The organism is Pectobacterium fontis (assembly GCF_000803215.1).
Classification (GTDB): domain Bacteria; phylum Pseudomonadota; class Gammaproteobacteria; order Enterobacterales; family Enterobacteriaceae; genus Pectobacterium; species Pectobacterium fontis.
In genome coordinates this window covers 72,539-98,017 of record NZ_JSXC01000026.1, presented here as the reverse complement: position 1 = coordinate 98,017, position 25,479 = coordinate 72,539, and the positions used below count along the sequence as shown (strand labels likewise).

Sequence of the window (25,479 nt, the reverse complement as noted above, 5' to 3'; positions counted from 1 at the left end):
TTTTCCCTTCACGATAATCAACTGGCAGCATTGCCCTGCTGCAAACGGTACAAGCGGATATTGAAGGATCGCAATTCGTCCTCCATCGCACGTAGCTCCGCTGGCGTTAGAGACTGATTCTTGATTTTCCGCGTCTCAAGTTCCCGCAGCCGAATCCCAAACGGGACATCCGACATCAGATCTTTTTGCATGTCATAAAGTTTTGATTTCAGGTAAGAGATCGTCACCGTCCGACGCTGCCTCTCCAGTTCCAACAGTTGCTGCAAGGTATCATTGAGACGATCGCGCGCCTGTTCGTAACCCAGCGTTTTTGGCTCATCACCCTGCTGGCGTTCAAGCGAGATCTGCCATTGGCGCTCCATCTCTTTCACCGCGAGTGAATCGGGATAGAGCTGCTGCATCACATTTTTCAATCCATTACCATATTGATAGAGGTAAAACGGCGACGCATTTTTCACCTGTTCCAACTGTGCCTGATAACGATTGATCAACTCACCTTCCATGCCTTGCAATTTCTGCTCGCCCAGAACAATACGCACCCGACGAATGTCATTATGATCGGGGGCGGCGGGCAATGCGTACGCCGGCTGTTGCAGTAACGCCAGCGCATCGGCTTTCTGTTTCTGCCAATACTGCCAGCCTGTTATCGCTGCCACGGGTAATGCGCAGGTCAGCAGCCCGGAGACAAACCAGAACCAGGCTGGCTTCTGCTTTTTATGCGCCTCGATCTTTAATACCGTAGGTTTCATTTGCCCTTTCTCCCGTCCGATGAGAATGCTGCCGGCAGGCAGTGGAGCCTGACCCGAACCTGACGACCCACCACCTTGTACCGTCGTTCCGGGTTCCATGTCTGAATGAAAGAACACCATCGGTGGGATCTGCATATCCTGTTTTTTCAGTTCCTGATCGTCCGACACAATGACAATCTCGGTTTCATCAAACAAATGGGTATAGCCTTCAACGAAGTGCAGCAAGTTCTCGACGCGAGGGATGCGGCTCAGGCCTGAGTTATGGAGCTTTTCACTCATCAGTTGCAGCGCGCGTTCACAACGGTAAACCAGCCGCTTGTGTTCATGGCTGATGGCGTACTGCCGCACCACCTCACTGATGCGGGCAATAAACCAATCCAGCATTTCGATACGCGCCCGTTCCTGATGTATGGGCGGCCAAAAGTTATCCCACTGTGTCACAATCAGGTTCGCCAGAAACTCACAGCTTTCCGTGAATCCTGTTAACCCCGCCAACCGTGAACGCGCCAGCGTAAAGTAGATCGCCGTCTGGAGATCCACGCCCTGTTTTTCAAAGATGGTGGTGGCCATGTCATGCACCAGCATCCAATCCACATCGGGGCGGGACGCATGACTCAATTTGTTAATTTCTGCCCGCAGTACGTCAAACTCCGGCAGCATCCGTGGATCCCGACCCACCTTCAGGGCCTGTTGTGCATCTTGCATATCACATCATCCAGCAATAGGGAGCCTAGATAGGCTCCCGAGAGTTAATTTAATACAGCGAGTCAGGCAGCGTGAACTGGCTGAACAGACCACCAGCAAACGGGTTATGGCTGGCATCGGTATACACGCGATACGTCATCGCCCCGTTCTCCAACGAGAAGCGCACGTCAAAAGTATTCTCATTAACCTGCGTTAGCTGATCGCTGTTGATTAAGCGGAACATCGCCCATGGCCCGCTAAAGCTCAGGCTACGTGGTGAACGTTCACGATCGTCCGGCACCAGCGTGAGCTTACTTTCGGCGCCATCGCGCATGCTGTTTGGCCACACCAGCGGTGTTTTCTGGCGACGACCGTGGCTGTATTCCAGCAACTGTCCATCCAGATTCAGCACGCTGCGGCGCTTGTTCGCCGTCAGTTCCAGCGGCTCCAGCACAAAGTGGACTTCCAGACTGCCCTGCGCGTTGAACAGGGTCTGGCGGATGCGGTTGGCACGTTCAAGCTGTTTCACCAGTTCAGCCTGTAAAGGTGACGCCATACCTTCTTCCAGCATGCCGCTTTCCATCATCGACTTGAGGTTGGTTTGATAGAAACTGTCCAACGTCCCGCCAGCCATGAAGAACGTTTCCATTTCCGATAGCGGCACATCTTTGTTCGATGACGGGTTGAACGGGTAGCGATCCGCCAGCTTCTCATTGAACGGCGTCACCACTTTATCCAGCCATTCCTGATTTAGCGACGACATCGCTAACCCAGTAACCAGACTGGCGCTTTCCCCGGCTAATTGTCCTACCCAGCGATCCAACGGTGCGGGAAGACTGCGGGCATATTGCTGTAAAGCAAATACTGGATCGGCAAATTTATTGCCCTGCCGCGCCTGTACGGCCTTCAGCGCCGCTTGTCCTGGGTCGGTGGCGTTGACGATCTGATCGAGATAGTGATAGAGATCGGTCAGCTTTTGATTCACCTCTTGCACCAGCGGCCCCTGCTCACCACGCCCGCTCAGCGCCGCATTGATGGTCATAAACGGACGACCGATACGCGTGTTGATGCTCTGCGCCGTGTCGTTATCATCATCAGCCAGCTTGCGGATACGGGTATTATCACTGACCGTAGTCAACACGCGCTGGAAAGGCTGATCGTTACCGGTAATATCCGTAAGGATATCAAGCGCCTGTTCCGGTGTATCGAGTGTCTGGACATCAATGTTCGCCAGCACTTTCTGCCACTGGTTGATGTAATCCGTGATGTAACGATCGTTCACCTGACGCAGAATTTCCCGTCGATCGGCCTCACTGAACTGTGCACGCTCACGTTGCCCCAGCACCCAGGCGTCCAGCGCTGTCAGCTCTAACAGCGCTTTATCCTGCTTGAGGTAATAATCGCTAAAACCGGGATACGTCAGCAGACGTGGCACCGTTCCCGCTTTGTCATTACGCAGAGAAAATACCGGATCAAACGTCGGCCCAACTTCATCGCGGATCGCTAAATCCGGCGGCAGCACCTGCGTCGCCTTCATCACCAGACTCTGGTAAACGCGCTGATACATCGGCAGTTTGCTCAGTTCCTGCTGGGCCAGCGTAATCGGCTGATTAAACGGCGCAAAGGTGCTAATCGCCACCGCATCTTTCTGCTCACGAGACTGGTGCCAGTTGGTGTGATCGAGGGCGTAATCCAAATGCTGCATCAGTTGTTCCTGCACATTGCCCTGTCCGGGAAATGCCTTCTGCCAGCGCTGCGTCATAAACTGTTCAACCAGCGCTTTGTTACGCCCTGACGCATCATCCAGCATCCGCATCACGCGCAAAATCGTCAGCTTTTGCTCACTATTGGCAGGTGCCTGATTCAAATCTTCCAGCAGCCCTTGCATCACCGCCGGTAAAAAGCGCTGATTCAACATTTGCAGGTAGGAACCTTCAACATAAGGTCCAATCTTATCGCCCTGATATAGGCCCAGATCCGCCAGCATCGGCGTACGTTCGTGGTAATTACCAAAGGATAAGGTTGCATCACGAATCAAGTTGAGACGCGGCAACTGCTGATAACCGTAACCCGGCTGCCCTTCCAGCTCATTGGTGCCAATGAATGCCTGCGCTTTCGTCAGTACATTGCGCCCTGCCTCTTCATTGACCCGATAGAAGTGGTGCCAACTGCCAATCAGCGCCAGACTGGCGAGCAGCATGCAGCCCACACCAATACTGAGCCGACGACGACGGTAGAGGCTATGCAACCGGTTTTCCCCCGCCAGACTGGCTTCAGGGAAAATAACATCCGGGAAGAGACGCTGTACAAAGAACGTATTCGATTCACCGCGCAGCGCCGGGTTAATCGGCTCTGGCAGTTGATAACGGCGGGAAGCCGACTGCGCAAAAGCATCGAACGGCACCCCTTGTTGATAGACGGAACTGACGTAGACACCGCGGATCAAGAACGCGCGATCTTCGCCCGTCGCTAACGTTTCCGTCAGCACCTCCATCACGTAATCTTTCACCCCTGCCAGTTGGCGAACAAACGAGAACAGCGAATTACGCACGCTTCTGTCCGATTGCGTGAGCAGCATATCGGGCAGGTTGTCATTCAGGTGTGTGACCCACTCGTCCCAGAAACGTTCCAACTCCTCCAGCCAGCCTTTGCCATTGCTTGCTTGTGGGGTAAACGTCACACCTAATACGGCCTGACGCGCCTCACGGTTCAATTGGCGGTAAATTTTATCGAATCCGCTCAGCATATCCAGCCGCGTTAGCGCGATATATACCGGTAAACGCGTGTTAATGTTGACGGAGATTTCCTGCAACCGGGCGCGCATAACTTGCGCATAGGCTTTGCGATCCGCGACACCCGCCTGTGCCAGCCAGGAAATATCCAGTGTCAGCACCAAGCCATTGAGCGGCTGGCGGCGGCGATTTTCACTGAGCCACCGTAGCAGGTGTTGCCACAGCCGGGCATGGCGCTGCCCAAGTGAATCGCCCTCCAGCTCAGGTTGTGCGAGCAACTGCCCACTCGGATCCCAAATAACGGCAGATTCCCCAACCCAACTGCTGACCTGCTGGCCTGTCGCCACATCTCGCAGTGCGGCATCCAGCTTCGGATTCATTTTGTTTGCCGGGTTGGCACGATGGATCAGGCTACTTTTCCCGCTTCCCGCCAGACCAATCGTCAGATACCAGGGCATCGCATACAGCGCTTTTTTACCCAATTGAGTCTGAAACGCTTCCAGCCAGCGATCGAGAAACGTCTGCTGGCTGTCAACATAGACCTGTAGGGGATCCTGCTCAATCACCTGCTGCACATGGCGTTCCGCGCGCATCAATTGTACGCGACGCCAGACCAGCCAGGCGCTATAAGAGAACGCCAGCCACAACCAGACCAGCGTGAACACCACGCGACCCCAGATTCCCTGTAATGGGCGTGAGTCGCCCACCGTCAAACGCGGCCCCAGCCACCAGGCCAGAACCAACACCACGATCCACAGTAGCGCCCCCAAAAGCAGCCAGGAGGGTTTCAGTTTAGGCAACTGCTTGCGTAGAAAGGTTATGATTGTTTTAAACATAAGTGACCATTCACTCCGAATGTCTTATTTTTTACGGGATGCCGCCAACCGCTCTACGCGGCTGACCATTCCCGGTTCCCATTGCATCAGGCCCAATTGCTGGCTTTCCTGCCACATGTGCTGATAGTGCTGTGCTGCCAGTGATTTCATCCCTTCTTCGGCGAGTAAATCCGCCAGTACCAGCTCGGCATAAAAGCGATCGCGTGGCTCTTTCAGACGACGCATGCGTTCATCCAATAGCTGCATCGCCGCACCGATGCCTTTCTCATCCCGGCAGGCTGCCGCCTCGGTCGCCAGATCGTCCTGCCGCACACCGCCGCCGCCGCCGCGTACGGGCTGGCTGGACTGCAACCACTGGCTGCATTTGCCGGTCAGAAATGGCGCACCATCGCTGAACGCCAGTTCACGCAGTTCCGGCAAACGCTGAATAAACGCCGAAAGCTCCTCGGCAATCGCCATCGCGACAGAGGTATGCCCCAGCCGCGAGGCCACTGAAGCAGACAACATATGGCCATCAAACCAGTAAGGTGCCAGCACCAGACTTTGTTCTATGCGTTCCCACAGCGCCAAATCGGCCTGCGCCAGCGCACTTTGGTATTCATCCACACGGTCTGACGAGACGGGTGCCAGTTGCGTTTTATTCCCCTTGGATGACATCGGCGGCGTGGCAATACTGGACCAAATAGCATGACGCCGCAGGCGATAACCAATAGGCGATCCGGGATGACGTTCAACCAGCAGCGCCGCAACGTTAAGTTGGGTTTGCCGCCAGCCGCGCTCGTCGGATGAATTAATCTCTACCGAACTGGCTGGCGTCGGTGTGGCACTGGTGCGGATTTCACTTCCCCCAGTAGCACCGCTGCCGCTGGCCGTCGGGATCGATTTCTCCGTCTGGTTCGCCTGTTCCTGCGCCTGCTGCCGCTGTCTGGCGCGTTTAACACCCAGCACCAGTTCATCCGTCATCGCCGCTTTGTCGCCAGCCAATTCACGCCAGCGGGTCGCCACCTGCTCCGCGAGTGTTTGTAATTGCTCTAACTCTGCGCTGGATGCACTCTCCGCAATACGAGGAAGCACAGTCTCAAAACGCCGAACGATCTGGAGCATCAACTTCTGTTTTTGAACCGGACTGGCAGGCCAGGCGGTAACCCAGTAACTCGCCAGCCAACTGTCCAGCAGCATCAGTGCCGTGGCAAACGGTGTTGCTTTGGCCGGATGCTGTAAGCAACGCAGTAGCTGCACCAGTACCCGCATGTCTTTGGTTTTGCTTTCCAACAAGGTCAGGCAATAACCTGCTACCGCATTGAGATCGACCTGGTTATGCGCCAGCGATCCCAGCTTGACCAGTTCCGTTTCGACCTTTTCCCACAGCGGATCGTCAGCCAATACCGCGGCGCGCAATCCCTCATCCGGCAATGGGGTTTGCAGGCGTTTACACCAGGGATGTGCATGCATAAGCGCCTCCTTTACCAGTGACACTGCTGACGTAGCGGCACTAATGCCTCACCCAGCCCAGCGAGTTCGATACGCAGCACGTCGCCATCTGCGCCGTTAAGCACCAGTTCGCGATGCCCAATCCAGCGTTTTAATGCATCAATCGCTGGCAGGCCGCGCCCTGATTCCAGTAACTGCCCACGGTTACGGATAAACCAGCTATCGGACACCGTTACACCATCAAGCTGCGATGTGACGGATTCCCCAGCCCAGGGTTTACTGAGCGTTAAGCGTAAATGCGTAATATTGCTGGCACAGCTAATCACCAGCGTATTGCCATCAGCCAGCACGCGGGTGAGGGTCATATCACCGCTGTCTGCTTCGCGTCCCAGTTGAAAGGCTTTACCAGCCGCGTTATCCCCCTGTGGAGACAACGTACCGGTGCGCTCGGCTTCCCGTCCCAGGGCGTCATAGCAGGCGAGTCGCAGCTCTGAAGCCGTTTCATTGCGACACTGTTCCCATAACGACTGCCAGGCGGGATCGGGCGTCGCGGCGGTTGCCAACAGTAGGGGAGCCATCGTCAGAAACATCAATTTACCTCCAGCTTCTGGCATTTGTGGTCAAGAGTACGTTTAGGAATATTGAGGCTATCGGCCACCAGCAGGCGGTTTCCGTGAAACTGACGCAGGCGAGCCTCAATGACTGCCGCTTCATATAGCTGTGTGGCGATGCGCAAATCGTGGATGTGTTGATAGCGATCCTGTTCTTCTGTCGTGCTGTTCGTCAGCCGGTCACGCAGTTCAGGCGGCAGCGATGCCAGAGATAGCGCCTCACCGTCCGGCGTATGCGCGCAGGCGACTTCCAGTAGGTTACGCAGCTCCCGTACATTACCAGGAAAGTCATACGCCACCAGTTGACGCAGGAAAGTTCGGCTCAACGACCCCCTGTGTGTTTGCTGTTTCTCTGCAAACTGACTCATGAAGTGCTCGCACAACAGGCGAATATCGTCTGGTCGCTCGCGTAATGGGGCGATCTGCACCAGGCATTGGCAGAGACGATGATAGAGATCCTGCCGAAACACCCCATCAGAGACCTGTTGTTCGAGCGGCTGGTGCGTCGCAGCAATCAGACGGAAATCAGAATGAACTTCTTTATCCGCGCCCAGAGGACGGAAGCTGTGCGTCTCCAGAACCCTTAGCAGTTTGGCCTGCATGGGCTGTGGCATATCCCCAACCTCATCCAAAAACAGGGTTCCGCCATTGGCCTGTTCTACCAGACCAATCTTGTTGCTTTGCGCGCCGGAGAACGCCCCTTTCTGATAGCCAAACAATTCACTTTCAATCAGATTTTCCGGGATCGCAGCACAGTTGATGGCAATAAAAGGTTTGTCGGCGCGTTCGGAGCATTGGTGCAGCAGACGCGCTACCACCTCTTTCCCTGAACCGGTTTCCCCCTGAATCAGCACCGAAAGCCGATGTTTTGCCGCCTGATAAATCTGCTGGTGCAGCGCTTTAATCACGGCAGACTGCCCCACTAGCGTGGTTTCCACCCGCTTTTCCTGTTCACGACGGCACTGTCCTTCATCCTTAATCTGACGAAGCGAATCTCGCAGCGCCACCTGTTCCCGTCGGGTATGCGCCAACTCACGCAGCAGCATCAGTTGACGACAAAACACCTGCGCCAACTGTTGGCACTGCCCCTGCTGATGCAACGTTTGCAGGCTTGTCGGCGGATCCAGCAGTGCCAGCACCGCCAGCGGCTTGCCGCTCTCCGACAGCAGCGGTAGGGCGTGAAGCCCGCAATTCGCCCCGACCGAGATCAGCATCTGCCGCAATTCACGGTGCTCAATGCGAGCACCGCCATAAAGAGAGTCCCAGGTTCGCGCCTGATTTTTATGCAGGGCATAAGCCAGAGGATGGCTAAAATCATCCACGCCCAGACTGAGCGCCACAGGCGTGTCATGCACCCGCCCCTGACAGGTCAGTTGCCTGCCGCTGACATCCACCATCCCCAGCAGCATCCCTTGAGGCTGCCAGATTGCCTGTATCGTCTCCAGCAGCCAGTCGCACAGACCGGCCTCATCATGCTGTCGGGTCAGTGCAAGCGCCAGTTCAAGGGCATGTGGCATACTCAGCCCTCCACCTCAGTCTGGAACTGGCCGGCTTCAACGCGGAAATGAATACGGCTGACAGGTTCCCCCGCAGACAGACGTTGCAGTAGCTGTAGCGAAACCGGTGGCAGCAAGGCGCCATCAATCACCGACTCCAGCATACGCGCGCCGTTTTCGCTGCGGTTCGCCAACCGCAGAATCTCTTCCGGCACCTCATCGTCAATGAGGACATCGGCACCAAAACGCTGTTGCAGCAGAGAAACCAGACGCGACAATTTGCCCTGTACGATCTCCACCATGGTGTCATGCGCCAGCGGCAGATAAGGGATAACTTCCATACGCGCCAACAGCGCAGGTTTGAAGAAGGCCGCCAATTCAGGATAGAGCGCATCCAACAGCACATCCGGCTGCTCGGCATAGTTCACGATCGTCTGGAACCCGAGGTTGGACGTCAGGAAGAACACCACGTTACGGCAGTCGATCACCCTGCCTTCACCATCAGCCAGTTCACCTTTATCAAACGCCTGATAGAACAGGTTAAGCACATCCGGGTGCGCCTTCTCCACTTCATCCAGCAGCACCACGGAATACGGTTTCTGACGGATGGCTTCGGTCAATACGCCGCCTTCACCAAACCCGACATAGCCAGGAGGCGAACCAATCAGGCGTGAAACCGTATGTTTTTCCTGATATTCAGACATATTGATGGTGGTCAGATAATTACGTCCACCAAACATCAGATCGGCAATCTGTACTACCGTTTCCGTTTTACCGACACCGCTCGGCCCCACCAACAGGAATGCCCCCAACGGACGCCCCGGACGACGAAGATCCGCACGGGCGGTCAGCAGGTGTTTATGCAGGTGGGCAATCGCCAACTGTTGCCCTTTGATCATCTCGCCCAAATACTCAGGCAGACGGGTGACAACATCCATTTCGCCCTGAGAAATGCGGTTCAGCGGCACGCCCGTCCACTCGGCAATGACCGCCGCAATCTGCGTTTTGTCAACGTGAGGGGAAACCAGCACGGAGGCGTGTTGCAGTGCTTCCAGCGCCTGTTCACAGGTAGTCAGTTCCGCTGCGGCTGACGCGGCATCAAAATCGACAGCCTGTTCTTCATCCAACAGTGCCGTACGCAGTTCAATCACGCGCTGAACCTGCGTTTTCTGCTGCTGCCAGTCGGCTTCCAGTTGTGCTAACTGTGCCGCTCCCGTTTCGCGGGCATCACGCAGTTCGGCTAACCGTTCTTCGGTATTGCCCAGACCAATACGCGCCTGACGCTCAAGCTGGGTGATTTCCATCTCCTGCTGGTGCAGACGAGTCTGTAGCTGACTGACCGCTCGCGGGGGCGTCGTCAGGTTAATGGCGACGCGCGCACTGGCAGTATCCAGCACGTCGATCGCTTTATCAGGGAGCTGGCGACCAGAAATGTAACGCGCTGACAATTGTGCCGCTGCCTGAAGCGCATCTTCATCAATCAGCACGCCATGCGCTTTTTCATAGATACCACGCAGCCCGCGCAGGATAACCGTGGCTTCTTCCGCATTCGGCTCACCGACTTTGACGAGTTGGAAGCGGCGGGAAAGCGCGGCGTCTTTCTCAACGTATTTTTTGTACTCGCTCCAGGTCGTTGCCGCGATAGTGCGCAGTTCGCCGCGCGCCAGTGCAGGCTTAAGCAGGTTGGAAACATCCAGCCCACCCGCCTGATTCCCAGCCCCGATGAGCGTATGCGCTTCATCGATAAACAGAATAATCGGGCGCGGGGCATCCTTCACTTCCTGCATCACACCTTTGAAGCGTTTTTCAAATTCACCTTTGACCGAGGCACCAGCCTGCATCGCTCCCAGATCGAGCGTCAGCAGTTCCACATCCCGCAATCTTTCTGGCACGGCACCGGCGACAATACGCAGCGCCAGCCCTTCAATCAGCGCACTTTTCCCGACGCCCGCTTCCCCGACCACAATCGGGTTGTTTTTACGGCGGCGGGAAAGAATATCAATCATCAGATCGATTTCATGATCGCGGCACAACACCGGATCCAACTGCCCTTGTCGGGCGGATTCCGTCACATTTTGGGTATAACGAGACAACTGGGTACTCGCGGCGACAGCCTGCTCCGCCGCGGCGGATTGCACCGCCACTTCCGTTTCAACAGAATCTTTCACCCACTCATCAAACTGCTGGCGTAATAGCTCACGGTTAATCTGCGCCAGTGGGCGAGATATCGCACCCGCTACATAGCGGTTTGGCGTCATCAGCAACACCAGCAACAGAATGCCGCTACGCAAACGCGTGTGCTGGAATTCAGCCGATGCCAGCAGCCAGCTATCCTGTAACCATTCCACCAACAGAGGGGAAAATGAAGGGTAGCCCGCGTCAAATTCTTTATCCACGGAGGAAGGCAACAGCAGTGAAGACAGCTCATCCGCATCAACGCCCGCACGCTTGAGGATCTGGCGTACATCACACAGCGGCGTTTCCAACATTTTCATCAACAGGTGTTCAATGCGGATTTCCGCGCCCTGATGTTGAATACAGAGTGCCGCCGCTTCTTCCAGCATATGACGGCACACGGGGTTGAGTCGTTCAACCAGTGTCGGCAGTTCAATTCGAATCACGGTGTAGCTCCTGTTATTGTAATAATTCTCCCAGTTGACGCAGTACGTCCTGGGTCTGATGAGTTAGCTGGTAACGGTACAGGCCGAAAGCGGCCACCAGAACCACGCACACGCCAATAAACAGCGTGCGCAGTGATACCTGTTTGCGCAGATGGTAGCGCGACGCCTGCTGCCCCAGATTCAGGTGGAAGACCGTCGGCGAATTCGTAGGCTCTGGGCGCAGGGTGTCATGTAGCTTGCTCACCACGCGATTGAGTTCCTCGCGCCCTTGCACCATCACCCGATAGCGCCCTTCAAACCCCAGACAGAGGCAGAGATAGATAAATTCCAGAATGTCGCGATAGCGGGCTGGGTCGTCCTGCAACTTCTCCAACAGGACAAAAACTTTTTCGCCGCCCCAGGTTTCATTATGGAAACGGGTTAGCAGGGAATGTGCCGACCACATGCTTTGCCCGCCCCACTCCCGCCCCATCACCGCTTCATCAATGAAGGTGCAGAGGATGTAACGGAACGACAAGATCACACCGTTTTCATAGCCATGAGAATGCAATTCCTGCTCGATAGCCTGAATTTCAGACACCACGCGCTGGTAGAGATCTTCCACCCCGTCATAAGCAGAAAGCTGGCGTACCCGCTCCACCATGCCCAACAGCGGCGTGACCGCATCCACCATGGGATTAATGCTTTGCCCACGCAGGCGAAACCAGTAGTCAGAGTCCATATCCAGTTGTCGGGCATGTTCAAAAAGCATGTCATCCAACTGATCGTTTTTAATAACTTCGATGCTCATCTTTTCCTCTCCTCACTACTGGCCACGAATGGCCCAAAGCTGCATATCCAGTTCCGGGAATTCGCCAGCAATGTGGAATGCCAGCGTATTGCCCGATACCAGCACCTGCCAGGCGGGGCTTTGTCTGTCCAATTGGAAATAGCTGTAACCGGCGTGATAAGGCAACTGACGCGGTGCGACGGGCAACGGCAACAGCGGGATACCCGGCAGTTGCAGGCTGATCAGTTCGCGGATCTTCTCGCTGGAGGCGATCTTTGTTTGTTGCAATAGCTGTTTGCGCAAATGCTCCTGCGGCATACGCGCGCGTACCGCCAGCACAAATTCGGCACCCGCCATCAATTCCGCATCGCCCACCATCGCCACCATGACGCCATATGGCTGTTTCTTCAGTTGGATGGAGACGGCACGCGGCGACAGCACGGTACTCAGCGCCTGACGGAGCGCCATCATCAGCGGCTCAAAGCTGGCCTGCTGGTGTTCGTGGCGATAAGCGGGGAATTCTGGCGGTAGACGCGATTCATCGGTGAACGTCATCAGTTCACCACACAGCTCCACCAGCGTTTCGTGCAGACGTTCAGGGTGCAACGTACCCAAACGCGCCAGATGCGACAGTTTGGGGTGAGCGCGGTTAAGCAGTTGCAACATCATGAATTCGGCGACATCGGCCACCCCCTGCTGCCCCGGTGCGGCAATACGCTGCGCCAGGCTGCGCGCACGCTCCGCCACCAAACCAGCGGATTCCCCCAAAAAGCGTTTTAAGGTGGGAACGGCGGTAACGCTGATGCTGCATGGCATGAAGTTAGGATCCAAAATCAAGCCGCCATCAGGACGTTTATCCAGAATGTTGGCAATCGCCAGCGAGGCATAGGCGCTGCGATCGTCACGATCGAGCATCAGGCGCAGGCTAACTTTGCCGACTTCCAGCGAAACAACGTCACCGCCGTCGCTGTGCAGATCGCGCACGTCATGCCGGTGTGACTGCAAACGGCTGGCGATACCCTGTCCCGGCTGACCGACTTCACTGACGCCATTCACCGCCAGCGGCAACGCCAGATACACTTTCTGGTTTGCCAGCGCGACGTCCGTGATCTCCAACGGCAGCGGCAGGGCATCATCCCCCGGAATATTGAACACGGTGCCGTCAGGCATCACACCGCTGGCGTTAACCAGCGCGATACGGCCAAAATTGAGGTATTCCTCATTAATCGCCAGCGACTGCAAACCATAGAAATAATCACTGAGGGCGCTGAGACGCGCATGCAGTGCGTAATCGGTATGTCTCTGCTGCTGTTGAAAATGCTGCGGTTTAATGAACAGCCCTTCCCGCCAGATAATGCGATTGCGACTCGACATAATTATTCTTCTTCTTGGTCTTTTTTGATTTCGACTTCATCCCTGCGCAGGTGCACGAGGATCTGATACGTCTGCCCGGTGTTTTTGAGTTTGATGACTTTGCGCCATTCCGAACTTTCTGGATCGGCATAGCGCGCTATCACGCCGAGGTAGTGCACCTTTTCGTCCAGCACTTCTGGCGGCAAATATTTGAACTGCCCCGGCAGCAGCGTGTAGTCCTGATGATTGATGTAATTCTTGGCGAGCGCCTTTTCGATATCCGCCGTCACCTGATCGTAATCGGTAGCTAACAGACGCGAATCTTCCGCCAGCAGAACCAGTTGGAATTCGATAGGCGCGGCTTCACCGCTGTCGTTCGGGTTAACGTCCGGTTCCGCCAGCAGACTAAAACCCACGGTGGAAGGCTGATGGTTGTTGCTGCCCACCTGAATATCAGGATTCGCCGCCACTTGCGCCATCTTGCCCAACGTCGTACACCCCGACAGCAGGAACATCAGGGAACATAAGCCCAGTGCTCGCAACATCATTTTTTCTCCTGCTGCTGACGCACGGCACGGTCATACGCCTGCGCATAGACCTGATGGAACAGTTTCTGGAACCCCTGCTGGCGCGGTGAGGTTAATTCACGGTAATAGTGCTGATACATCTGCCATGCCCAGCCGTCATCTGCCGCCAATGCTTCTCCACTGCGGCGATAGTGCTCAAAGCGGTTGAGCAGCGCGTCAGGTGAAAAAGCCTGAAGAATATTTTCCAACGCCACGGCAATCGCCTGCTGGTTCGCGATGTGATGCACCCGCACATTGTTCAACACTTCTTCCACCGCAGCGGGCGCAGACAGGTGCACCGGGCTTTTCCCTTCGGCAAACAGCACGGACAGCGTATCCGCATAGCCCAGTCCCAGACGTAGCGGGTTATCTTCAATCGGACGTAAATGGGTATCCGCCAGCGCCGCCTGCTCCGTCTGCAATGCCAGCAGCCCTTCAACCATCGCACGCAGGCTTTTTCCCATCTCTTCGAGCATTTCGCGCAGCCGCGCATCATCGCCCGGCTGAAGCGACAGCCCCAGACCGCGCATCAGCGGCGCCAGTGAGGTGCCGTCGCCATACCCTTCCAGCCCCTCTCCCGCGTACGATGTGTTGATGGTCGGTAATTCCACAAATTTCTGATCCATGGTGTCCTCAGCAGAAGAAAAAGAAGAAAGGGAGGCCGTGAGCGATTCTCTGACCGTCTCACTGTCTGATGGCAATAGGGGTTGGCTCTGTTCTTTCTGGAGCGCCCACAGCGGGTCATTCAACACGGCGGATGGCTCGATGAGATCCGCAGAACGTCTTTTTTTATCTTCACTTAACCAGCCGCCCAGCACATCGTCCGTACGCTGTCCTAATACCTGATCGATATCCTGTTCCGTCGTCGGATCGCCGATGTACACGCCCAGCCGGAAAGGCCCAATCACCAATTCGTCGCCGTGCGACAGAATGACTTTGCGATCTCGCCCAATCGGCGACAGCGAACCGTTAATAAACGACTGACCGCTCAGATCGCACAGGCTGAAATAACCATCGGTCATTTCGATGCGTGCATGCTCCGGCACCACGGATCCCAGCCGATCCCGCAGTTGCCACTGGTCTTTTTCCGACGCTCCTAGCGTGCCGCCACGGTGATCGAACTGGTGCTGCACCTGAGAATTGATATCGAGTTGTTCACTGTTGAGCACAACCAACGTGAGTGGATGGGTTACGTTCACATTTACTCCTGCACACAAATCGTCACATAGGGATCCGTTGGCGGCTGCCCGAGAAAGCTACTCCATCCCAAACGGCTGCTCTGCTCACTGCCCAGGCTTAAGCCCTTGGCTTCGCCTTCCGCGAAACCAAGACGCAGATCCCAAGCCAGTTGATCGCGAAGAATGAAAGAGACAAAACGCACCAGCGGCTGAAAATGCTCGCCGTTGGGCAAAAAACTGAGGAAACGGCTAAAGCTGAGGTTGCCGACTTTAAGCAAAAACTTACCAGCACAATCATTTACTTTGTCGCCGATAACAAAATCACCGCCCAGCATCATGTTGGCTTTTCCCAACCGGTTCTGCTGCCCTTCGTGAATAGGCACACGGCGGTGCTGCCAGGCCATAACGGCCACGTCATCCAGATCGAAACAGTGGATGACCAGCCCCGCGACCACTTCCGGTGAACGGCTGGGGCTTGCCAGCACACCGGCATAGGAAAGCATCTTGGCGCGGTTAACCGGCAGGCTGTCGCGTACGGCGTCATTGCCTAACCCGACGAGCGCAAACATCAGGCGGGAGAATCCATCCTCACCCTCATTCTGAAAGCGAACGTGATAGCGGTATTTGCGCCAGGCGCGGTGCAACAGCGTGAGTAAACGGTGATGAAAGAAGTCGAGAAACACACCCAGTTTCTGCTCGCCCTGCGCGTATTCCCAGGCCAGTTCTTCGAGGTAATAACCGGGCATCGGCGACTGGCTACCGTGCAGCCCCAGAAACGCGACTTCCAGTTCCTGACGCCCTTCGTCGTCACGCCCCACTTGCAAAATATCGCTAGGGTGAAAACCAATTGATGCCGTAGAACGAAAGCGCAGACGCTCCTGCTCAGGACGAAAATCCAGTTCTTGTTCCAGATCCACGCCTTCCAGTTGGTTAAGTAGCTCAACCAATTGGAAAAAATTAAAGCGTGAAACATCCTGGCGGAACGTCACATCATTGAGTGTTGACCTATCTGTACCGGCCATCGGTAGCGCTCCTTGTTATCGATGTTGACGACTTCCAGCAGGTGGAAGGCGTTGACGCTGGCGTATAACGAGAAGAAGTGCGCCAGCACCGTACTAAACAGATAGAGTTCTCCTTCACTGGAAAACGCGGATTGCCGTACTGACAGGATGGATTTCAAGCCACGAACTGGCATCCCCTGTACCAGACGGTCTATAGGGGTGGTTTCGATAGATTCGATACCCGCCAGACGCTTACGCGAGGCTTGCTCCGCCTGCTTATCGTGCAGCGCCGGAAAATCATAAGTACGCAGAATCTGTACCAGCGCATCACGTCGCAGTAATGACACGTAGTTCAGAGACAGGTTAGAGATCAGCGTCCAATGCAGACTACCGTCCATCGCTGGACGCAGTGGTCGCGTCGGCCGCACCAGATTACGGAACGTCGCGAAAGACGGCGAATTCCCCGTTGGCACACAGATCGCCCCAACAGGCAACTGCGCTGCCCGCGATCGGTTGGTGCAGGTCAGGGTTACCGAGATCGATTCATCCAAATCAATCACTTCCTGCTCATCGCCACGGACAAAAGAGAGCATGTGATCAAAACCGTTGCCGTTTACCGCTTCTCTCACCCGAATGCGGTAATAGAGCGCCAACCGCCCTTTAGCCCGCTCTATTTGATGCTGGAAACTTTCAAAAGGCTGATAGGTTCGCGGTATTCCTCGGGCGCGGCCCGAATTCCCTTCAACCCAGCCTTCTACCTTATCCACAGAGAAGATTTCAAAGCTATCGGCGTTACGGTAACTGGCCTTCAGCGGATAATCCGTCTGGCGACCGCTGAGGTTGATCGGCTCGCTATCATGCTGGAAGAGATTGATCGCCGGTACGCAGTTGAGCATGAACGAATCAGGGCGGATCTTCAGTTCCGCTGGCAGCGGGCGATCGAAACAAAAATGCAGCCGGAATTCCGTGACCGTCAGCGGGAGATCTGGCCATACCGCGCCAGCGAGTTGGAAAAAGAGGAAACTTTCAGGAAAACAAAAGTATTCCTGTAGGATGCGATAGCCCGAATAAACGTTGCCCGGATACGGCAATAGCGCGTCTTCACGCTCAAAGCCGACCGTCTTCAGCACGCTGGCTTCCTGACGGAAGCGTTGGCCATCGATTTCCAGTTCAATATGCGAAAGCTGGCTGGCGATCCAGAAATAGAGCTCGTAGGCCGTATAAGTATCACCGCCCAGATAAAAGCGCAGTTTGTCGAGTTGCAAATCGCTGAGCGATAGCGGGCCATGTAACCCAATATCCAGCGTAATGGTGGACAGATCGTTACCACTCTGTACCTTGATCTCACGGATATCCGCCGGATAAATCCAAACATCGTGACAGGTTTGAAAATGACAGACCACATCATCAATCGGCAGACTGTCTAGCTCACAACCACGCGCAACAAACGCGGGCTGGGCAATCGCGCCGGGATGCACCGAAAACTGCATAATCGTCATGCTCGGCACAGGGCGCAGGTAATTAGGCCACAGCATGCCCAACAGACCGTGTGTCAGTTCAGGAAATTCATCCTCGATCTTTGCCCGCAGGCTCCCTGTCAAAAAGGCGAACCCTTCCAGCAGACGTTCGACGTCTGGATCCGTGGTCTGTTCTGACAAAAATCGGGTAAGCTCAGGGTGCGCCTTGGCGAATTCACGCCCTTGCAGACGCAAGTAGGTTAGCTCATCCCTGAAAAAATGTTCCAGTGACATAATCAGATCATTCTGTAATGGCGGTGGCTATCCATGTGGATATTGAAAGAGGTGACCTGCTCCAGATCTTCCAATCTGACATGCGCGGTAACCTGAAACGACATCTCCATCGGATTCGATAAATAGTCCGATGCGTCGACATCCACATGAACAATTCGAGGTTCAAAGCGACAGATACACTGCCGGATCGCCTCCCGGATTTTCCCTCGAATGTCAGCCCCACCTTGCGTTGCGTCATTAAAATCAATCACGCCAAGCTCAGGTGCGCTGCGGCAATTTCCGGGCCGGGTATTGAGCACATTGTCCAGTTGACGCTTAACGGACTCGATCAGTGCTTCAACTTCCGTTTCAGGGGAGGAGCGACGCTCCTCCCCACGGATGCGATCAAACAGACTTGCCGCGTTTCCCCTTTCCCAGGCAGAAAGAGACGGCATCAGTCTTATTCCTTATCCAAACGCCCTACCAGCGACAGTTCAAAGTTTGCCCCCATGTACTTAAAGTGCGGGCGCACAGACATGGTGACCTGATACCAACCTGGTTCTCCTTCCACATCCAGCACTTTGATTTGTGCAGCACGCAGAGGGCGACGGCTACGCACATCTGCCGGTGGGTTTTCCTGATCGGCAATGTACTGTTTAATCCAGGTATTCAACTCACGCTCAAGATCCTGACGCTCTTTCCATGAGCCAATCTGCTCACGCTGAAGCACTTTGATGTAGTGCGCCAGACGGTTGATGATGAACATGTACGGCAGTTGCGTACCCAGCTTGTAGTTGGTTTCCGCTTCTTTACCTTCTTTGGTGTTCGGGAACACCTTCGGTTTCTGCACCGAGTTAGCCGAGAAGAAAGCCGCGTTGTCGCTGTCTTTACGCATCGTCAACGTGATAAAGCCTTCTTCAGCCATTTCATATTCGCGACGATCGGTGATCAGCACTTCAGTCGGGATCTTGGCCTGAAGTTGTCCCATGGCTTCATAAACATGTACTGGCAGATCGGTAATCGCGCCGCCGCTCTGCGGGCCAATGATGTTCGGACACCAGCGGTATTTCGCGAAGCTGTCCGTCAGCGCAGTACCCATCAGATAAGCGGTATTGCCCCACAGATAATGTTCGTGATCGGTGCTGATATCTTCCTTATAGTTGAAGCCCTTAATCGGGTTCTCAACGGGGTCATAAGGCAGACGAGCCAGAAAACGTGGTGCCGTCAGCCCCAGATAGCGACCGTCTTCCGATTCGCGCAGCGAACGCCATTTCGTGTAGGCCGGGCCTTCGAAAACGGATTTCAGATCTTTGATGGAAGGTAAATCGGTAAAGCTATCCACGCCAAAGAAAGTCGGCGCAACGGAGGAGATGAACGGCGCGTGTGCCATCGCGCCAACGGCGCTGACATACTGCATCAGTTTGATATCAGGTGAACTTTGCGTCAGCGCATAATCCCCGATGACCCCACCGATAGGCTGACCACCAAATTGGCCGTAGCCGCTGGAATAAACGTGCTTATAGAAGCCAGACTGTGAGATTTCAGGCGCAAATTCGAAATCTTCCAACAGTTCTTCTTTGGTCGCATGTAACACCAGTAATTTGATGTTTTCACGGAAATCGGTGCGATCAACCAGCAGCTTCATTGAACGCCAGGAAGATTCCAGTTCCTGAAGTTCTTTTGCATGCAGAATGACGTCAATCTGCTTGCTGAGTTTTTTGTCCAGTTCGACGATCATGCTATCGACCAGCGCTTTATTCACCGGTTCTGCGGCATTTCCGCTATCAAGAATGTTAGCAACCAGCGCAGCAATACCTTGTTTGGCAACGCTGTAACCTTCATCAACCGGGGTGATACGCGCTTGAGCCATGATGTCGTCAAGCAGCGATCCAGAGGCACTGGCAACCCCAGCCTGGGATTGTTCTTCAACTATTGACATATTCTTTCCCTATTTCGTCAATTATTCGGCGGGTTTTACCAGATCAAGCTCTTTCAAAAGCTGTTCTCTGGCTTCTTCGCTGGACAACAGGTCCTGTAAGCGATTACGGAATGAGGGAATATTGCCGAGGGGGCCTTTCAGCGCGACCAGTGCCTCACGTAAATCAAGCAGCTTACTTAATTCAGGCACTTGCTGGGCGATGCGGTCAGGGGAGAAATCATTCAAACCACCAATGCTCAATTTTACTGGCAGATCGTCCTGACTTCCTTCTTCAAGGCGATTTGGCACACTGAAATTCAGCTCCAGATTGGCTTCTTTCATCACGGAGGTAAAATTGTTTTTATCGATCGATACGGTCTGGCGTTCCTCGATAGGCGTTTCCTCTGTACGCCCTTTCATATTTCCTACGATCATCAGTGTCAACGGCAATTCTATTTCCGCCTGCTGACCACCAGTGGCTGGAACATATTTGATATTAATACGTTCCTTTGGTGCGACAGATGCACCGTCAGTTCCTTTTGCCATGTGTCTATACCAACGTAAGGGCTCTCGGGCCCGGAGAAGTAAAGTCGATTCCTACCGAAAATCCACCATAGTCCATGAGAACGGCAGCAATTCGGCAAACAAATAGCGTATTTGTTTTTCGACCAGCGAGATGAAATAAAGTAAAACCGAATTAAAAAACCATAATAAACCGTAATTTTACAGTTTATATCGGTGTAAAAGAGTCACACCAAGAAGGAATTAAATACATTTATATTTTATGTTTGGATCATACACACAACATAAATGCACGGTCAATGCTTATATAGCAGAGCAAGTAAGCGGAACACCTAAAACAACAAACACATAAAAAACAAAAGATTATATAAACCTTAAGTAAAAAAACATCGCAATAGAAATCGGTAAGTCATTGAATTTCAATTAACAGAAAAGAAATATATTTCGTGCCTTTTTATTTCATTAAAAATGAAATAATTATCAAGCTAAGAAGATTAACGAATGTTTTACCGCTTTAATAACATTATTTAGCCTGCATTTTATTTCAAAATTTACTATAACAAATGGTCATACAACACATTAATATCATTACCATGCTAATAAATAGCAATTCATATAACTTATTTTTGATAAATCTTGAATGATGCCTCTCACAAATAGAGCCTCCATTTTTCGATCCCCCTTCTTCATCTCTCAGCGGAGCGTAAAGAGCGGGATTTACGGGCAAAACACTATCGTTCACAACCCAACATTGGGGCGTCACGTCATAGGGAACAGCGCGAGGGGCTAGACATCCGTGTGGTCACGCCACAGGAAGTGACAGAGGGGATATAGCAAACTGTGTTGAAGTGGCGAAAAAGCAGGTGTTAATTTGCCAGTAAGTGTTTAGCAAGCCAGAATGGCACGAACCGGGCGATGCCCGGTTCTCTATATTTTACCCTTCGTGCAGACCGCATTCGCGTTTCAGACCGAAGAAGCGGGTTTCTTCTTCGCTCATGCCCGGCTCCCACTTGCGAGTGGTATGCGTATCGCCGACAGACAGGTAGCCTTGATCCCACAGCGGATGGTAGCTCAGGCCATTTCCTTTCAGATACTGGTAAACCGTGCGGTTATCCCAGTCGATAATCGGCAGGAATTTGAAGACGCCGCGCTGAATCGCCAGCACGGGCAATTCGCCTCGGCTGCCGGACTGCTCGCGGCGCAGGCCAGCAAACCATGTGCCTGCTTTTAGCTCGCTCAGCGCCCGATTCATCGGCTCGACTTTATTCAGCAGGTTGTAGCGCTCAATACCTTCTACTCCCTGCTCCCACAGCTTGCCATAGCGCGCTTCCTGCCAGGCAGGGGATGCGGCGGCGCGATATACTTGCAGGTTCAGCGTCAACTGTTCCGTTAATGCATCAATAAACTGGTAAGTTTCAGGAAACAGATAACCGGTATCCGTGAGGATAACCGGAATATCCGGCCGCTGCTGCGTCACCAGATGCAGCGATACCGCCGCCTGAATGCCGAAACTGGACGACAAAACAAAGTTGCCCGGCAGATTCTCCAACGCCCAACTGACTCTTTCCTGCGCAGAAAGCGGTTCAAGCTGGCTATTCACGGCGGCCAGTGCGGCCACCTGTTCATCTTTCGGTAATGCGTTCAGTGCCTCAAGGTTAAATGTGGCCATCAGCATCTCCTGTCAGTCATAAAAATCACGGGCGGGATCCAGCACCGGTTTAATGATGTTGGTGCGAATGACAAAATCACCGAAGCCTTCATTCGGCTGGCGATCTTGCGACCATAGCCCAACAAGACGATCGATTTCCGTCAGGATCTCGGTTTCATTAATGTTCTCGCGATACATACGGGGAATACGCGTCCCTTCGCGATTCCCGCCAAGATGCAGGTTATAACGTCCTACCGCTTTACCTACCAGACCGATTTCCGCCAGCATGGCGCGGCCACAACCGTTCGGGCAACCCGTCACACGCAACACGATGTGTTCATCACCCACGCCGTGCTGCTGCATGATGCCTTCCACTTTCGTAACAAACTCCGGCAGGAAACGCTCGGCTTCCGCCATTGCCAGTGGGCAGGTCGGAAACGACACGCAGGCCATCGAGTTCTTACGCTGTTCGCTAACGCTGTCATCAATCAGACCGTGCTCACGCGCCAGCGCATCAATCTTCGCTTTGCTACGTGCCGGAACACCCGCGACGATCAGATTCTGATTCGCCGTCAGGCGGAAATCGCCTTTATGGATCTTGGCGATTTCCGCCAGACCGGTTTTCAGAGGGCGACCCGGATAATCCAGAATACGGCCATTCTCGATAAACAGCGTCAGATGCCATTTATTGTCGATGCCTTTTACCCAACCGATGCGATCGCCACGTCCGGTGAATTCATACGGGCGTACCGCTTCAAATTTCACGCCAGCACGCGCTTCCACTTCCTGCCTGAAGTTGTCGACACCCACACGCTCCAGCGTGTATTTGGTTTTGGCGTTTTTACGGTTGGTACGATTGCCCCAGTCGCGCTGTGTGGTGACTACCGCTTCAGCAACCGCCAACGTATGCTCGATAGCAATATAGCCCAGTTCGCTGGCCGTACGCGGATAAGTCGCCTTATCACCGTGAGCGATAGAAAGCCCACCGCCGACTAACACGTTGAAGCCCACCAGACGACCATTATCGGCAATCGCAACGAAGTTGAGATCGTTTGCATGCAGATCGATATCATTCTGCGGCGGGATCACCACCGTGGTTTTAAATTTACGTGGCAGATAGGTTGAACCCAGAATCGGCTCCTCATCCGTCGTGGCCACTTTTTCCTGATCCATCCAGATCTCGGCATAGGCACGCGTGCGCGGCAGCAGGTGCTCAGAGAGCTTTTTCGCCCACTCATAGGCCTGCTGATGCAGCTCGGACTCCACCGGGTTGGAGGTACACAGCACGTTACGGTTCACATCATTGGCGGTCGCCAGCCCATCCAGCCCCAGACGATTGAGCAGTTGATGCACCGGTTTCACGTTCGGCTTGAGGATGCCGTGAAACTGAAAAGTCTGGCGGTTAGTAATACGAATACTGCCGTACAGCGTGCTTTCACTGGCAAATTTATCGATTCCAAGCCATTGTTCCGGCGTCATCACCCCACCGGGTAAGCGGCAGCGCAGCATCATCGCATGACGCGGCTCCAGCTTCTGTTCAGCACGCTCGGCGCGAATATCGCGGTCATCCTGCTGATACATGCCGTGGAAGCGGATCAACAAAAAGTTATCGCCGTTGAAGCCGCCGGTCAGACCATCGTTCAGATCTTCAGCAATCGTGCCGCGCAGGAAATGACTTGCCAGCTTCATGCGCTCAGCATCAGCGAGTTTCCCTTCTACCACCAAGGGACCAGGATGTTTTTCACTGAAAACGTATTTTTCACTCATTAGTACACATCTCGCTGATAACGGCGCTCAAGGCGCAGATCGCTTAAAAATTCATCGGCCTGTTCACTGTCCATGCCGCCATGCTCAACTATCACATCCAGCAGCGCCTGCTCGACGTCTTTCGCCATACGGTTGGCATCACCACACACATACAGGTGCGCGCCGTCCTGAAGCCAGCGCCAGACCTCTGCGCCTTTTTCCCGTAGTTTGTCCTGAACATACACCTTGTGAGCCTGATCGCGTGACCAGGCCAGATCGATGTGGGTCAACAGCCCATCTTTAACGTAGCGCTGCCATTCAACCTGATACAGAAAATCTTCCGTAAAGTGCGGGTTACCAAAGAACAGCCAGTTTTTACCTTCCGCCCCTTCGGCATCGCGCTGCTGCATGAACGCGCGGAACGGCGCAATCCCGGAGCCCGGCCCAATCATGATGACCGGCGTGTCGGAATTGGCTGGCAAACGGAAATTATCGTTGTGTTCGATGAAAACGCGAATCTCATCGTCTTCGCTCAGCCTGTCGGCCAGATAGCTGGATGCGCCGCCAGCACGCGCACGGCCTTCGTAGTCGTAGCGCACCACGCCAACGGTGATGTGGACTTCGCTTTCCACTTCCGCCTGTGAGGAAGCAATGGAATAAAGACGCGGCGTTAACGGACGCAGCAGACCTATCAGTTGCTCCGCCGTTAGTTCCGCCGGCGCTTGTCGCACCATATCCACCAGAGGCGTACGCTGGGCAAACTGCTGAAGCGCAGGCTTATCGGCCAGCAGCGACAGCAGCGTGTCATTACGCGACAGTGCTGCATATTTCTCGACGATCGGCGCGGTGTTCTGCGTCAGCTCAAAGTGGATTTTCAGCGCCTGCGATAATGGCAACGTCTTGCCGTCAACGCTGACGGACTCATCGCCTTTCAGCCACAGCAGTTCCAGCAACTCCTGCACCAGCGCAGGATCGTTATCGAACCAGACGCCCAGCGCGTCCCCCGGCTGATAACGCAAGCCGGAATCCCCCAGATCGATCTCGATATGGCGCACATCTTTTTCGGAGTTGCGTCCGGTCACTTTCTGATTCACCGCAAACGTGGCATGCAGCGGGGAAACTTTGCTGTACGGGCTGCTGGTAATTTCATCCAGTGCCCCTTGAGCGGCAAGCTGTGCTACCGCCGCGCCCTGAACCGGCACCCGCGCCTGCAATACATCAACCAACTGGCGGCGCCACTGTTCAGCCTGCGCCTGATAATCCACATCGGCATCCACACGATCCAGCAGACGTTCGGCACCTAATTCAGCCAGACGGCCATCGAAATCTTTGCCTGCCTTGCTGAAAAATTCGTAAGAAGTATCACCCAGGCCAAACACGGCAAACGCGGTGTCTTTCAGCTCGGGGGCTTTTTTGGACAACAGGAATTTATGCAGCGCAACCGCCTCTTCCGGTGGTTCCCCTTCACCCTGCGTCGACGTCACGATCAGCAGCAGTTTTTCCTGTCCGATTTGCTTGAATTTGTAATCGCCCGCATTGACCAGATTAACGGACAGTTTAGCTGCCAGCAGATCGTCACGCAGTTGCTCCGCCACCCGACGCGCATTGCCAGTCTGTGAGGCGGAGATCAGCGTAATCGTTTGTACCGGCACGCTCACTGCGGCGGCGGCGGTCGTTGCCGTGGCGGTTATCGCGCCCGGCTGCACATTCTCTGGCTGCTGAACCAGCCCCCAGAAATAGCCAGATAGCCAGGCCAACTGCGTCGATGAGAAATCACCGGTCGCCGCCTGTAAACGTGTTAATTGCTCCGCACTCAGCGGAAGCAATGAAATGGGGGAAACCGGAGTTGTCATTGTGATTTCTGTTTCCTTGTGCCTGCGCAGTTAGC

General features: G+C 54.3%; 18 protein-coding genes. All 18 read right to left on the bottom strand.

What is annotated here, in order from left to right; translation table 11 throughout:
- Positions 1-17: 17 nt before the first annotated feature.
- A complete protein-coding gene (locus tag OI69_RS08770; RefSeq protein ID WP_039348856.1) occupies positions 18-1,454 on the bottom strand; it encodes a VasL domain-containing protein in 1,437 nt (478 codons plus the stop codon).
- Between the two features lie 49 nt (positions 1,455-1,503).
- Complete coding sequence (gene tssM / locus OI69_RS08765) at positions 1,504-5,001, bottom strand: type VI secretion system membrane subunit TssM (RefSeq protein ID WP_039348854.1); 3,498 nt, start codon at positions 4,999-5,001, stop codon at positions 1,504-1,506.
- 24 nt (positions 5,002-5,025) lie between these two features.
- Positions 5,026-6,453, bottom strand: coding sequence for a type VI secretion system protein TssA (gene tssA, locus OI69_RS08760; RefSeq protein ID WP_039348850.1), 1,428 nt, complete (start codon positions 6,451-6,453; stop codon positions 5,026-5,028).
- Positions 6,454-6,464: 11 nt separating this feature from the next.
- Positions 6,465-7,022, bottom strand: coding sequence for a type VI secretion system-associated protein VasI (gene vasI / locus OI69_RS08755; RefSeq protein WP_039348846.1), 558 nt, complete (start codon positions 7,020-7,022; stop codon positions 6,465-6,467).
- On the bottom strand, positions 7,022-8,560 hold the full coding sequence (locus OI69_RS08750) for a sigma-54 interaction domain-containing protein (RefSeq protein WP_039348843.1): 1,539 nt from the start codon (positions 8,558-8,560) through the stop codon (positions 7,022-7,024). The genes vasI and OI69_RS08750 overlap by 1 nt, the downstream gene beginning before the upstream one ends.
- Positions 8,561-8,562: 2 nt before the next feature.
- A complete protein-coding gene (tssH, locus tag OI69_RS08745; protein WP_039348840.1) occupies positions 8,563-11,160 on the bottom strand; it encodes a type VI secretion system ATPase TssH in 2,598 nt (865 codons plus the stop codon).
- 13 nt (positions 11,161-11,173) lie between these two features.
- The gene (gene icmH, locus OI69_RS08740) at positions 11,174-11,950 is read right to left on the bottom strand and encodes a type IVB secretion system protein IcmH/DotU (RefSeq protein ID WP_039348837.1); all 777 of its coding nucleotides are present in this window, start codon (positions 11,948-11,950) and stop codon (positions 11,174-11,176) included.
- Between the two features lie 15 nt (positions 11,951-11,965).
- Positions 11,966-13,303, bottom strand: a complete 1,338-nt coding sequence (gene tssK / locus OI69_RS08735; RefSeq protein WP_039348835.1) for a type VI secretion system baseplate subunit TssK — start codon at positions 13,301-13,303, stop codon at positions 11,966-11,968.
- Positions 13,304-13,305: 2 nt separating this feature from the next.
- Positions 13,306-13,827, bottom strand: coding sequence for a type VI secretion system lipoprotein TssJ (tssJ, locus tag OI69_RS08730; RefSeq protein WP_039348902.1), 522 nt, complete (start codon positions 13,825-13,827; stop codon positions 13,306-13,308).
- Entirely contained in the window at positions 13,827-15,047 is a 1,221-nt protein-coding gene (gene tagH, locus OI69_RS08725) for a type VI secretion system-associated FHA domain protein TagH (protein WP_039348832.1), read from the bottom strand. Before tagH ends, tssJ begins: the two co-directional genes overlap by 1 nt.
- 2 nt (positions 15,048-15,049) lie before the next feature.
- A complete protein-coding gene (gene tssG, locus OI69_RS08720; RefSeq protein WP_039348899.1) occupies positions 15,050-16,048 on the bottom strand; it encodes a type VI secretion system baseplate subunit TssG in 999 nt (332 codons plus the stop codon).
- Entirely contained in the window at positions 16,012-17,778 is a 1,767-nt protein-coding gene (gene tssF, locus OI69_RS08715) for a type VI secretion system baseplate subunit TssF (RefSeq protein WP_039348829.1), read from the bottom strand. The genes tssG and tssF overlap by 37 nt, the downstream gene beginning before the upstream one ends.
- A gap of 2 nt (positions 17,779-17,780) precedes the next feature.
- Complete coding sequence (gene tssE, locus OI69_RS08710) at positions 17,781-18,212, bottom strand: type VI secretion system baseplate subunit TssE (protein WP_015841408.1); 432 nt, start codon at positions 18,210-18,212, stop codon at positions 17,781-17,783.
- A gap of 5 nt (positions 18,213-18,217) precedes the next feature.
- The gene (tssC, locus tag OI69_RS08705; RefSeq protein WP_039348825.1) at positions 18,218-19,696 is read right to left on the bottom strand and encodes a type VI secretion system contractile sheath large subunit; all 1,479 of its coding nucleotides are present in this window, start codon (positions 19,694-19,696) and stop codon (positions 18,218-18,220) included.
- A gap of 21 nt (positions 19,697-19,717) precedes the next feature.
- A complete protein-coding gene (gene tssB, locus OI69_RS08700; protein ID WP_039348822.1) occupies positions 19,718-20,221 on the bottom strand; it encodes a type VI secretion system contractile sheath small subunit in 504 nt (167 codons plus the stop codon).
- Between the two features lie 910 nt (positions 20,222-21,131).
- Positions 21,132-21,866 (bottom strand): phosphoadenylyl-sulfate reductase, encoded by a 735-nt coding sequence (locus OI69_RS08695; RefSeq protein ID WP_039348819.1) that lies wholly within the window; start codon positions 21,864-21,866, stop codon positions 21,132-21,134.
- A 12-nt stretch (positions 21,867-21,878) separates the two neighbouring features.
- On the bottom strand, positions 21,879-23,612 hold the full coding sequence (cysI, locus tag OI69_RS08690; protein ID WP_039348816.1) for an assimilatory sulfite reductase (NADPH) hemoprotein subunit: 1,734 nt from the start codon (positions 23,610-23,612) through the stop codon (positions 21,879-21,881).
- Complete coding sequence (cysJ, locus tag OI69_RS08685; RefSeq protein WP_039348814.1) at positions 23,612-25,444, bottom strand: NADPH-dependent assimilatory sulfite reductase flavoprotein subunit; 1,833 nt, start codon at positions 25,442-25,444, stop codon at positions 23,612-23,614. Before cysJ ends, cysI begins: the two co-directional genes overlap by 1 nt.
- Between the last annotated feature and the right edge of the window lie 35 nt (positions 25,445-25,479).

What these genes read in the sequence shown, in the direction of transcription:
- OI69_RS08770 (WP_039348856.1), bottom strand. Translation starts at nt 1,454, where the DNA reads ATGCAAGATGCACAACAGGCCCTGAAGGTGGGTCGGGATCCACGGATG.
- tssM (WP_039348854.1), bottom strand. Translation starts at nt 5,001, where the DNA reads ATGTTTAAAACAATCATAACCTTTCTACGCAAGCAGTTGCCTAAACTG.
- tssA (WP_039348850.1), bottom strand. Translation starts at nt 6,453, where the DNA reads ATGCATGCACATCCCTGGTGTAAACGCCTGCAAACCCCATTGCCGGAT.
- vasI (WP_039348846.1), bottom strand. Translation starts at nt 7,022, where the DNA reads ATGTTTCTGACGATGGCTCCCCTACTGTTGGCAACCGCCGCGACGCCC.
- OI69_RS08750 (WP_039348843.1), bottom strand. Translation starts at nt 8,560, where the DNA reads ATGCCACATGCCCTTGAACTGGCGCTTGCACTGACCCGACAGCATGAT.
- icmH (WP_039348837.1), bottom strand. Translation starts at nt 11,950, where the DNA reads ATGAGCATCGAAGTTATTAAAAACGATCAGTTGGATGACATGCTTTTT.
- tssK (WP_039348835.1), bottom strand. Translation starts at nt 13,303, where the DNA reads ATGTCGAGTCGCAATCGCATTATCTGGCGGGAAGGGCTGTTCATTAAA.
- tssJ (WP_039348902.1), bottom strand. Translation starts at nt 13,827, where the DNA reads ATGTTGCGAGCACTGGGCTTATGTTCCCTGATGTTCCTGCTGTCGGGG.
- tssG (WP_039348899.1), bottom strand. Translation starts at nt 16,048, where the DNA reads ATGGCCGGTACAGATAGGTCAACACTCAATGATGTGACGTTCCGCCAG.
- tssF (WP_039348829.1), bottom strand. Translation starts at nt 17,778, where the DNA reads ATGTCACTGGAACATTTTTTCAGGGATGAGCTAACCTACTTGCGTCTG.
- tssE (WP_015841408.1), bottom strand. Translation starts at nt 18,212, where the DNA reads ATGCCGTCTCTTTCTGCCTGGGAAAGGGGAAACGCGGCAAGTCTGTTT.
- tssC (WP_039348825.1), bottom strand. Translation starts at nt 19,696, where the DNA reads ATGTCAATAGTTGAAGAACAATCCCAGGCTGGGGTTGCCAGTGCCTCT.
- tssB (WP_039348822.1), bottom strand. Translation starts at nt 20,221, where the DNA reads ATGGCAAAAGGAACTGACGGTGCATCTGTCGCACCAAAGGAACGTATT.
- OI69_RS08695 (WP_039348819.1), bottom strand. Translation starts at nt 21,866, where the DNA reads ATGGCCACATTTAACCTTGAGGCACTGAACGCATTACCGAAAGATGAA.
- cysI (WP_039348816.1), bottom strand. Translation starts at nt 23,612, where the DNA reads ATGAGTGAAAAATACGTTTTCAGTGAAAAACATCCTGGTCCCTTGGTG.
- cysJ (WP_039348814.1), bottom strand. Translation starts at nt 25,444, where the DNA reads ATGACAACTCCGGTTTCCCCCATTTCATTGCTTCCGCTGAGTGCGGAG.